General features: G+C 34.4%; 13 protein-coding genes. 9 read left to right on the top strand and 4 right to left on the bottom strand.

Features of this window, described 5'->3' with window-relative positions; all coding sequences use genetic code 11:
• Nucleotides 1-284 precede the first annotated feature (284 nt).
• The 7 genes from D8M03_RS16550 (at nucleotide 285) to D8M03_RS16515 (ending at nucleotide 6,351) form a co-directional block, all read left to right on the top strand.
• On the top strand, nucleotides 285-1,238 hold the full coding sequence (locus D8M03_RS16550) for a bile acid:sodium symporter family protein (RefSeq protein ID WP_121215904.1): 954 nt from the start codon (nucleotides 285-287) through the stop codon (nucleotides 1,236-1,238).
• Nucleotides 1,239-1,741: 503 nt separating this feature from the next.
• Nucleotides 1,742-2,170, top strand: a complete 429-nt coding sequence (locus D8M03_RS16540; RefSeq protein ID WP_121215902.1) for an SRPBCC family protein — start codon at nucleotides 1,742-1,744, stop codon at nucleotides 2,168-2,170.
• Nucleotides 2,170-2,499: an ArsR/SmtB family transcription factor gene (locus D8M03_RS16535; RefSeq protein WP_121215901.1), complete on the top strand. Its 330-nt coding sequence runs from the start codon at nucleotides 2,170-2,172 to the stop codon at nucleotides 2,497-2,499. The genes D8M03_RS16540 and D8M03_RS16535 overlap by 1 nt, the downstream gene beginning before the upstream one ends.
• Before the next feature lie 420 nt (nucleotides 2,500-2,919).
• Entirely contained in the window at nucleotides 2,920-4,104 is a 1,185-nt protein-coding gene (locus tag D8M03_RS16530; RefSeq protein WP_121215900.1) for a betaine/proline/choline family ABC transporter ATP-binding protein, read from the top strand.
• Nucleotides 4,101-4,748 carry an ABC transporter permease gene (locus tag D8M03_RS16525; protein WP_121215899.1) on the top strand — a complete coding sequence of 216 codons (648 nt, stop codon included), beginning with the start codon at nucleotides 4,101-4,103 and terminating at the stop codon, nucleotides 4,746-4,748. The genes D8M03_RS16530 and D8M03_RS16525 overlap by 4 nt, the downstream gene beginning before the upstream one ends.
• A complete protein-coding gene (locus D8M03_RS16520; protein WP_121215898.1) occupies nucleotides 4,745-5,659 on the top strand; it encodes an osmoprotectant ABC transporter substrate-binding protein in 915 nt (304 codons plus the stop codon). Before D8M03_RS16525 ends, D8M03_RS16520 begins: the two co-directional genes overlap by 4 nt.
• On the top strand, nucleotides 5,659-6,351 hold the full coding sequence (locus D8M03_RS16515) for an ABC transporter permease (RefSeq protein WP_121215897.1): 693 nt from the start codon (nucleotides 5,659-5,661) through the stop codon (nucleotides 6,349-6,351). The genes D8M03_RS16520 and D8M03_RS16515 overlap by 1 nt, the downstream gene beginning before the upstream one ends.
• Before the next feature lie 48 nt (nucleotides 6,352-6,399).
• Here the strand turns inward: D8M03_RS16515 and D8M03_RS16510 are convergent, their stop codons facing one another.
• Complete coding sequence (locus tag D8M03_RS16510) at nucleotides 6,400-7,254, bottom strand: manganese catalase family protein (protein ID WP_121215896.1); 855 nt, start codon at nucleotides 7,252-7,254, stop codon at nucleotides 6,400-6,402.
• 444 nt (nucleotides 7,255-7,698) lie between these two features.
• Here D8M03_RS16510 and corA point away from each other — a divergent pair, with 444 nt between their 5' ends.
• Complete coding sequence (gene corA / locus D8M03_RS16505; RefSeq protein WP_121215895.1) at nucleotides 7,699-8,655, top strand: magnesium/cobalt transporter CorA; 957 nt, start codon at nucleotides 7,699-7,701, stop codon at nucleotides 8,653-8,655.
• Here corA and D8M03_RS16500 read toward each other — a convergent pair whose 3' ends face one another.
• Nucleotides 8,656-8,922, bottom strand: a complete 267-nt coding sequence (locus tag D8M03_RS16500) for a YqhV family protein (protein WP_245987662.1) — start codon at nucleotides 8,920-8,922, stop codon at nucleotides 8,656-8,658.
• Between the two features lie 100 nt (nucleotides 8,923-9,022).
• Complete coding sequence (locus tag D8M03_RS16495) at nucleotides 9,023-9,250, bottom strand: phosphate-starvation-inducible protein PsiE (protein ID WP_121215894.1); 228 nt, start codon at nucleotides 9,248-9,250, stop codon at nucleotides 9,023-9,025.
• Nucleotides 9,251-9,435: 185 nt separating this feature from the next.
• Here D8M03_RS16495 and D8M03_RS16490 point away from each other — a divergent pair, with 185 nt between their 5' ends.
• The gene (locus D8M03_RS16490) at nucleotides 9,436-9,936 is read left to right on the top strand and encodes a pyridoxamine 5'-phosphate oxidase family protein (protein ID WP_121215893.1); all 501 of its coding nucleotides are present in this window, start codon (nucleotides 9,436-9,438) and stop codon (nucleotides 9,934-9,936) included.
• 76 nt (nucleotides 9,937-10,012) lie between these two features.
• Here D8M03_RS16490 and D8M03_RS18120 read toward each other — a convergent pair.
• A partial coding sequence (locus D8M03_RS18120) for an IS3 family transposase (RefSeq protein ID WP_147404837.1) occupies nucleotides 10,013-10,087 on the bottom strand: 75 nt, incomplete at its 5' end.

Raw genomic sequence — 10,087 nt, 5'->3', positions numbered from 1 at the left:
TCAGATACTGATGTGACATTTGGATTCATTTCAATTAGGCTGCGTTGATGTTCGTTAAAAATAATGTTACTCATGATGTTCTCCCGTTCATAATTCGTAAAGTTAGTATAACGGGGTTTCTCCACTCTGAAAATAGTAAAACCCCGAATAGGTCCACTTTTTTTAAAGTGTCCACTATTCAGGGTTCAGTTCAGTCTTCAAAAGACTCTTTTTTTATTTACACTACAACAATGAGTGAAATTCGGTGTATAGTGTAAATAGAAAGAACAGAAAGAAGGCTTCTAATGCTAGATAAAATAAACCAATATCTTCAAAGAATGATGCCAATATTAACACCGCTTAGTTTAGTTATAGGGGTATTTCTTGAGGATTTAGGCGGACATTTACTTTTTTTAGTACCTTGGCTTTTTGCATTTATGACATTTGCCGGTAGTTTAAGTATGAATTTTCAAGGATTAAGAAGCTTTACAAAATATCCTTGGGTTATTTTAATTACCATTGCTTTTTTACATATCTTAATGCCGATTTGGGCGTATCTTGTTTCATCTGTATTATTTCATGACCATCTATTAACAATCGGATTTGTATTATCTGTAGCAGTACCAACTGGAGTAACAAGTTTTATTTGGGTAAGTATTTGTAAAGGGCATTTGCCATTATGTTTATCCATTATTTTAATCGATACAATGCTTTCACCAATTGTTATTCCATTATTATCTAAAGTAGTTGTAGGACAAACGATTGAAATTGATACAATATCTATCATGCTAGATTTATTGTGGATGATTGTTTTACCGTCTTTTGCTGCTGTATTACTAAATGAATGGACAAAAGGCAAAATAAATAAAACGGTAGGAAAACCATTAGCCCCATTCCAGAAATTAAGTTTATTTTTAATTGTTATGATTAATAGTAGTGCAATTGCTCCATTTTTAAAAAACATAACATGGGATATCTTCGGGATTATAATGGTTGTATTATTTTTAGCAGCATCAGGGTACGCCATGTGTTTTGTAATTGGTCATTTTCTTTTTAAGGACCCAAGTATTGTCACAACGGTCGTTTTCACGGGTGGGATGCGAAATATCGCAGTAGGAGTGGTCATTGCAAGCACTTACTTTCCTGCGAAAGTTGTTATGCCAGTTGTATTCGGTATGCTATTCCAACAAATTTTAGCTTCCCAATTTGGTAGACTAGTAGAAAAGTATAAAGCAAAAGTATCTCCAATTACTGATTGAAATACATTATTAGGGAATAATATTTTAAGAATCTTTATTCGTATTTATACGTCTGTAATTAAAAGGAGGTACTCATGATGCTTAAAATATACAGAATTATCCATATTTTATGGACCGGGGTTTTCGCCTTTTTCATTTCAATCCCTTTATTGGAACATGGAAGTTTAGAGGTTGAATATTATATTGATCTTATTTTCATCGCGCTTTGGTTAATAGGAGTCGTATTTTTATTCATAAGAAGTTTAAGTAAATATGGCTATATATTGACGTTATTTCCGTTGATATATGCAATCATTATTTTTGTGATATAAGGAATGCATGCAGAGATGGCACGCTGCGTATGAAGACAACTAATAAATATACAATTGTTTTTCATAGCACTAATTCCGCTTAATCTACATGATAAAAGGAAGAGCGATCTCCGCTTTTCTTATGTTTGACATAACACCGTTTGGTTATATATAATATCGAGGTAATCAAGCAACTATTAAGGAGCAACTATAATGACAAACGAACAAAAAGTATTACCAGACATTATTCAAAAGGTGATGATTCAAGCACCAATTCAAAAAGTTTGGGAATACGTATCGACTGCTGAAGCAATCTCACAATGGTTTATGCCTAGTGACTTTAAATTAGAAGAGGGACATGAGTTCACAATTCAATCTCCTTTCGGGCCTTCACCATGTAAAGTGATTGAAATTGATGAACCAAAAAAATTGGTATTCCAATGGGATACTGATGGTTGGATCGTTTCGTTTTTACTAGAAGAAATTGACGGAGAAACGGAATTTACATTAGTTCACGGTGGTTGGAAAGAAAACGGAGCAATTGTTCCTAAAGCTGGCCGACCAAACACTGAAATTCGTAAAACAATGGATTTAGGTTGGAGTGGCATTATTCAAAAACTAAAAAATCTGGTTGAAGGATAATGACTGAAAAATTGGCAAAGTATGACGTGTTTCAAGCAATAGCAGATCCAAACCGTAGAGATATCCTCTATTTATTATCATTACGAAAACAATCCATTGCTGAAATATCGTCGCATTTTGACATAACTAGAACTGCTGTGGTGAAGCATTTAAATGTTTTATCTGAAGCAGGACTTGTGCGCGGAGAAAAAAATGGGCGAGAGAAAATCTACCATTTACAACCTGAACCATTAGAAGAGTTAAAAGATTGGTTAGCATATTACGAACAGTTCTGGCACAATAATTTAAACAGATTAAAATTTATCGTTGAGAGTAATATCACAAAGTAATGAGTCCGTTTGAAAACCTATTTTGAGAAAATACTGGTGATTGTGCTTCAACATAACAATTCTTTCAAAAAGTTATTTCTAAGGGTATCCAAAGATTTTTGGGTACCCTTTTGTTTCTTTATTTACCTAATATACTTCTACATTTTGCTTACTTTTCGCTTTAAAACAGTGTTTTTATGTCAAGTCTATAAAAATTTAAATTTTCTGATAATTAAGTCAGTAAAACTGTTTTTCACTTCTGCATTAAAGACTGTATTCCCAAGGGTTAACAATGGATAAATTTAATAAAAAAGATAGGAGGTTTGCCATAAAAATTACACTAAAAGTTCATTAAATTGTCACATTTACATATTGCAAAATGGTTTTCCCTTTAAATTGGATGTAGAATCCAGATAAAATTATAAGGGAGGAGTGAGAAGCATGTTACAGATTGAAAATTTAACAAAAATATATCGAGGTGGAAAAGTTGCAGTTGATCAATTAAATCTCGAAATACAACAGGGGGAATTTATTGCATTTATCGGAACAAGTGGTAGTGGGAAAACCACCGCACTTCGAATGATTAATCGCATGGTCGAGCCTACAAGCGGAAAAATGATGTTAAATGGTAAAGATATCACTAAAATGAATGCTGTTACTTTACGAAGGAGTATCGGTTATGTAATTCAACAAATAGGTTTAATGCCACATATGACGATTCGTGATAATATTACGCTCGTTCCACATTTATTAAAATGGTCAAAAGAAAAGAAAGATGAGACGGCCCGCCGTTTAATCGAACTTGTCAATTTACCACCATCCTATTTAGACTTTTACCCATCACAACTTTCAGGTGGTCAGCAGCAAAGAATTGGTGTTTTACGAGCTCTTGCAGCGAATCAAGACATTATTTTAATGGATGAACCTTTTGGTGCTCTTGACCCGATTACCCGTGATACCCTACAAGATCTTATCAAAGACATTCAACTACGTTTAAATAAAACGATTATTTTCGTTACCCACGATATGGATGAGGCGATCAAATTAGCTGATCGAATTGCGATTATGCATGAAGGAAAACTCATTCAATTTGATACACCGGATAATATACTAGCAAATCCAGCTAATGATTTTGTTAAAGAATTTATCGGATCACATCGACTTATTCAACAAAAGCCAAATGTGAAAACCGTTGATGAAGTAATGATAAAACCAATCTCCATTACGATTGAAAAGAGTATTGATGAAGCCATTCGATTAATGGTTGAAAAGCGCGTTGACACGTTATTTGTAACAGATGGCGACAATCGACTACAAGGATATTTAGATGTAGAAGGCTTTACTGGCGCACGTAGAACGATGAAGAGTATTTCTGAAGTTTATGAGAAAGATGTATTCTACGTGAAGACAGGTTCGAAATTGCAAGATTCTGTTCGTAGAATTTTAAAGCGTAACTTAAAAAATATCCCTGTGGTTGATGAGGAGCACCGATTAGTCGGTTTAGTTACACGTGCCAATATTGTTGATATCGTCTATGACACAATTTGGGGAGATGAAGAACCTGCTGCAGCAACAAAAGAAGAGGCAGCTGGTATCGCAGTAATAGAGGAGCTGATTGCGCAATGATCGCATTTTTCATTGAAAATAGCTCTGAAATACTACTAAAAACATGGGAACACTTTTATATCTCAATGATTGCTCTTTTATTAGGTGTACTTTGTGCCGTCCCACTTGGGATTATATTATCGAAAACAAAGTGGTTATCAAAAATTGTGTTGAATATTACTAGTGTTTTACAAACCGTTCCTTCGCTTGCTTTATTAGCGCTCATGATTCCATTCTTTGGTGTAGGTAAAGTACCGGCAGTGATTGCGTTATGTATATATTCACTGCTACCAATATTAAATAATACGTTTATTGGTATGCGTTCTGTAAATGAAAATACAAAAGGTGCCGGCATTGCGATGGGGATGACGAACTTGCAATCTATTATTCTAGTAGAATTGCCTCTTGCAATACCAGTTATTATGTCAGGAATTCGTTTATCTGCTGTCTATGTCATTTCATGGGCAACATTAGCTTCTTATATTGGAGCGGGTGGATTAGGAGACTTTATATTTAACGGTCTTAACTTATATCAAACTGAGTTAATTTTAGGTGGAGCAATTATTGTTACATTACTTGCACTTTTAGCAGACTTTATTTTAGGGAAGCTAGAAAAATTTGTAACGCCAAAAGGTCTTCGTTTAGAAGGAGGGCGTACATCATGAGAAAGAAACTTTTAATTGTAATTGTTCTTGTTATGACACTACTAGTTAGTGCATGTAACTTAACAACAAGTAAAAATAGCGATGAACTAAAAATTGCGTCTGTTGTAACAACAGAAGGGCAAATTTTAGCTTATATGATGAAGTATATGATTGAACATTATTCAGACGAAAAGGTAGAGATTATCAATAACCTTGGTTCTAGTACAGTAGTTCATCAAGCAATGGTTAATGGGGATGCCAACATTTCTGCGGTTCGTTATACAGGAACTGATTTAACAGGGGCACTACAAGCAGAACCAATCAAAGACCCCGAAAAAGCATTAGCATTCGTCCAACAGGCTTTTGCTGACCGTTTCCAACAAACGTTCTTTGATTCGTACGGATTTGAAAACACATATGCGTTTATGGTGTCGAGAGAAACAGCGAATAAATATAACTTGAAAAAAGTTAGTGATTTAGCGGATGTTGCAAGTGAACTTGAAGCAGGAGTGGATACTTCTTGGATGAATCGTGAAGGGGATGGCTATAAAGCATTTGTAGAAGCATATGGATTTGACTTTGCTAGAACATATCCGATGCAAATTGGTTTAGTTTATGAAGCCGTCAATTCTAGAGAGTTAGATGTTGTGTTAGGGTATACAACAGATGGCCGTATTGCCTCATATGATTTAGTCGTGTTGGAAGACGATTTAAATTTCTTCCCTCCATATGATGCAAGTCCTTTTGCTGATACTGCTTTATTGGAAGAAAAACCAGAAGTACGTGAAGCAATTAATCGTCTTGTTGGTCAAATTTCCACAGAAACAATGCAAAAGTTGAATTTTTTAGCGGATAATAACTTAATTGAACCAGCAGTAGTCGCTGAACAATTTTTAGTTGAACATAATTACTTTTCTGGAGGTGAAAAGTAATGCAAGATATGACGCAAATGTCGACAGTTGAACAATTTTTCTTCTACATGAAAGAAAATAGTTTATATGTCTTTAGTCAATTTTTTGATCACTTTTTAATTTCAATTTACGGTGTCCTATTAGCAGCTCTTATCGGTATTCCACTGGGGATATTAATTGCTAAATATGGCAAACTATCTAAAGTAGTAATGACGATTGCAAATATTATACAAACGATACCTGCGCTAGCTTTAATGGCAATCATTATGCTCGTACTAGGGCTAGGAAAGTCTACAGTTATTGCAACGGTGTTTTTGTATTCTCTATTACCAGTAATTAAAAATACGTATGTTGGCATTAAAAACATTAATAAAAGTGTTACGGATGCTGGGCGCGGTATGGGGATGACGAAAGCTCAAGTGTTATATATGGTGGAACTTCCACTTTCACTATCGGTTATCATAACTGGTATACGTATTGCGCTAGTTGTGGCGATAGGTATTACAGCAATCGGTGCCTTTATTGGAGCAGGTGGCCTTGGTGACATCATCATTCGAGGTACGAATGCAACGGATGGAACGGCTATTATTTTAGCAGGTGCACTACCAACAGCTCTAATGGCTATTTTAGCTGACATTATACTAGGCATCATAGAGAGACGGTTAGATCCAGTTAAAAGAAATCAGAAAAAGTTAATCCAACCGATTTCTTAATCTTAAAAAGTGCTAGTCAAATTTACATTTGGCTAGCACTTTTTCTACCTAATTATTTAAATCCCATAATCCAGGGCTATGTTCATTTGGCATTTCAGGTAGGTCAGGAATTGGATGTGGTGTTGGTGGATCGACTACTTGTAATTGTCCGCCGTTTCGACTTGGAGATACACCGTTAAAGATTTCTCCCACACTAGTAGGATCCAAACGGAAGTTGAAGAATGCGTTATGGAAGCCCATATCTACATATTTACGGCATTCAGGATATTTATTAATGTCATAGTTAGGAACAGGGAATAATTTTGCCCAGTCTACACCTAGCGTCTCTAAAGCTTTAGCAAAAGCATTTTGGTGCGCATTGTCACGTACGATTAAAAAAGCTAATGTTTCCCTAAATGTTTTATTAGAGCTCATTTCATAAATTCTTGTTTTTTGAAGAACTCCAGTCGATTCGAGTACAAGGTTATCGAGTAAATCAGCCACTAAATTTCCGTGGCTATATACATAATTCCCCATCCATGGATTACCTGCTGCATCAACTGGTAACGAACTTTGTGCACCCATGATGAAGTGGTGAGGGTTTGCATGTTTAATCGCTTCATCTAGTGGGGCTTGGTCTACACCAGTACTTCCAACACCATAATCGCCTGCACCATTTAATAATTGGTTAATTGTTGTTTGGACAAGCTCTACATGGCTTATTTCTTCTAAAAAGACCCCACGAATTAAATCACGATATTGTTTTGCTTTTCCTCTAAAGTTTGCACTTTGGAATGAGAACTGCATCATTGTGCGCATTTCGCCAAAGCGACCACCCAATGCTTCTTGTAATACTTTTGCAGCTGCTGGATCGGGTTTATCTGGAACAATCATGTTGATTAAATCTTCTTTATAAAAATACATTAATACTCCTCCCTTCCCAAAAAGTATTGCTTTAAAAGTGTAAATTATTCTAGAGATTAAATGACGAAATCTACCAATGCTTAAAAATAATCAATTTGGCTAAAACTTTGTAGTAGTATTAGGGTTTGTATAACTAGTTGAGATAATTGAAGTGGCAAGTATAAGTTTAAAAATAATGGGTGATGGTGTCGAACTAAATAATGAAGTAAAGGGGAAGGGAGAGCCGATATTCTTATATATCCGCTCTTTTGTCAGATACATAACTTTATGTATCAATTTTAAACGGTAAATTACCGAATAAAGAACTGGTCCTTTTTGAAAATGAACGACACCAAATATCTACAAAAGCGCCACATAAATTACATGAGGCGATTCACTGGTTTATTCATGCTTATAAAATGGATAATCCTTTTATGATATAACGACTAAGAAGGATATTAGCCGATGATAAATTTTATTGGAATAACTAAAGATAATCGTTTAGATAAAAATACGTCAATTGATAATGCGGTGTTATCTGATTATAAATGGTTTTGGGTGGATTTTAGTGAACCTACAGAAGAGGAGATTAAACATCTTACAGATACTTTTCACTTTCATCCTTTAGCGGTGGAGGATTGTGTGCAGGAATTTCAAAGGCCAAAGCTCGATTATTATAAAAACTATACTTATTATGTAACACATATCGTACGGGAAGAAGATAAGACGATTATTAAAGATGAGCTGGATTTTTTTGTAGGTGAAAGCTGTATTGTTACGTTCCACAAAGTCCCATCCCTTGAAGTATCAAAAGTTTGGAATCATCTGTTGTCTATGGAGTCTGTAGCTGATTGTGATACCTATTATGTTTTTTATGAGATTTTAGATAAAATTGTGGACAATTATTTCCCTATTATTTATAAAATTGAAGACGAGTTAGAAAAAATGATTGAAAATACGAAGTCAATGAATCATCTAATGAATGAATTATTTGAAACCCGTAATATGTTATTAAATTTACTGCATACAATCAATCCCATGCGTGATTTACTATATCGTATGTTAAATTCCCATCATTTAAACTTAAATCGTGTGGGTGAAAGAAGGGAATACTTTTCGGATATCTATGACCATCTGTTGAAATTATCTGAGATGGTCATGACTAACCGAGAAGTTACCTCAGACATTCGAGATAGTTATTTATCATTAAACTCACATCAGACAAATAATGTCATGAAACTATTAACCATTATTACATCCATATTTGCACCACTAACGTTCATTGCTGGGATATATGGGATGAACTTTGAAAATATTCCCGAACTAGAATGGAAATATGGGTATTTTTTATCCCTTACATTGATGTTTATTATTGGAGTTGCAATGTTACTTTATTTTAGACGGCAAGGCTGGTTTAAATAATTATTTTATTTTTAGGCTAATCAAGATTAATACAACCCCACTAAACAAACAAATCATTTTTAAAAAGGAAATTTTCTCACTTATTCCTGCAATGCCAATACCAGTTGTAATAATTAAAATTGTTGGTCCAACAAGGGCGAGCATCGAGTTGATCGCAAGCGCTTTTTCTAATGATTGAAACTTATACATGAGACCAGCTGCCGTAATTTCAATGCTTCCGGAGATAATTCTTAGAATAACCATATATAAAAGTGCACTTTCTAACATAACATCCTCCTCTAGTAGTATGTATGTTGAAAGTGTATGTTTGTCCACAAGTAATATGACCAAAAAAAAGGAGGCTAAAAAAATAAGCCTCCTTTAATTATTACATTTTAGCTACAATACCGTGAAGAGTTTCTTTTAACTCTCCGTCATAATCTGCAAGTTCAACAAGGTTTGCTAAACGTTCTTTTAAGATATGACGTTCAATAACTAACTTTTCATCAAGTACGCTTACTAATAATTCGATAATTAAGCGGTCACGAATTGATAATGCTTCATCTACACGTTCTGGAGAGATTTTAGCATCTTTTTTTAATGCATTGCTAGCCATTACATTTACCCCCTAGTTTGTTTACTAAATTAATTCTATCACATTCTTCGTTTTTTATAAATAAAGCTAAGAATATGTTTTAAATATAATGATAAATCATTTAAGAATCTAGAAAAAAGTATACAAAAATAGAGGAATTAAAAGAAGTATTTAGAATATATATTATGGAAGGGAGAGTGTTATTAATGAGAGGAACAATAAACAATAAAAGACGCGAAATTTCAGAGCAAGAAGCATATCACTTTATTAAGCATGCAAAAGTAGCGCACGTAGCTACGGTTAGTGAAGATGGTTATCCATATGTGATTCCTTTTGTGTTTGTGTATGAGGAAGGCACAAAACTATATGTACATATAGGAAATTTACGTGAAAGTCATTTCTGGTCAAACGTAAAAAACAATCCTCGCGTTTGTATCGAAATAAGTGAAATGGGCGAAATCGTACCTGGAAAAAAATATGCATGTCAATCTGCACTAGGCTATACAAGTGCAGTCATTTTTGGAACGATTAAACATATAGAAGATGATGAGAAAAAAGTATGGTTTTATGATTGTCTATGGAAAAAATACGGCGATCCTAATTGGACTTTTGAAAAAGGTGGGTATCCTGCCCTTCCTAAAACAGAACTATTCGAAGTAGAAATTGAAAAAATCACAGGAAAATATAGTGATGCAATGGGGCATTAAGATTGCCTAAAAATAGCACCTTGTAAGATTTTGAACTGCTCCCAGTCAAGTAGACAGTGGAAATAATAAAAATGCTCTAAGCGGCTTGAGTCCTATATTCTAATGGACTTAAGCCGTTTAGTTTTTCTTGATAACGCTCATTGTTATAGAA

This window comes from Ureibacillus endophyticus (assembly GCF_003628435.1).
GTDB lineage: Bacteria > Bacillota > Bacilli > Bacillales_A > Planococcaceae > Ureibacillus > Ureibacillus endophyticus.
The sequence above is the reverse complement of the archived record's forward strand: the minus strand, read 5'-3'. Positions and strand labels throughout refer to the sequence as shown.

What these genes read in the sequence shown, in the direction of transcription:
- D8M03_RS16500 (WP_245987662.1), bottom strand. Translation starts at nt 8,922, where the DNA reads ATGTTAGAAAGTGCACTTTTATATATGGTTATTCTAAGAATTATCTCC.
- D8M03_RS16495 (WP_121215894.1), bottom strand. Translation starts at nt 9,250, where the DNA reads ATGGCTAGCAATGCATTAAAAAAAGATGCTAAAATCTCTCCAGAACGT.
- D8M03_RS16510 (WP_121215896.1), bottom strand. Translation starts at nt 7,254, where the DNA reads ATGTATTTTTATAAAGAAGATTTAATCAACATGATTGTTCCAGATAAA.
- corA (WP_121215895.1), top strand. Translation starts at nt 7,699, where the DNA reads ATGATAAATTTTATTGGAATAACTAAAGATAATCGTTTAGATAAAAAT.
- D8M03_RS16530 (WP_121215900.1), top strand. Translation starts at nt 2,920, where the DNA reads ATGTTACAGATTGAAAATTTAACAAAAATATATCGAGGTGGAAAAGTT.
- D8M03_RS16535 (WP_121215901.1), top strand. Translation starts at nt 2,170, where the DNA reads ATGACTGAAAAATTGGCAAAGTATGACGTGTTTCAAGCAATAGCAGAT.
- D8M03_RS16550 (WP_121215904.1), top strand. Translation starts at nt 285, where the DNA reads ATGCTAGATAAAATAAACCAATATCTTCAAAGAATGATGCCAATATTA.
- D8M03_RS16525 (WP_121215899.1), top strand. Translation starts at nt 4,101, where the DNA reads ATGATCGCATTTTTCATTGAAAATAGCTCTGAAATACTACTAAAAACA.
- D8M03_RS16490 (WP_121215893.1), top strand. Translation starts at nt 9,436, where the DNA reads ATGAGAGGAACAATAAACAATAAAAGACGCGAAATTTCAGAGCAAGAA.
- D8M03_RS16520 (WP_121215898.1), top strand. Translation starts at nt 4,745, where the DNA reads ATGAGAAAGAAACTTTTAATTGTAATTGTTCTTGTTATGACACTACTA.
- D8M03_RS16540 (WP_121215902.1), top strand. Translation starts at nt 1,742, where the DNA reads ATGACAAACGAACAAAAAGTATTACCAGACATTATTCAAAAGGTGATG.
- D8M03_RS16515 (WP_121215897.1), top strand. Translation starts at nt 5,659, where the DNA reads ATGCAAGATATGACGCAAATGTCGACAGTTGAACAATTTTTCTTCTAC.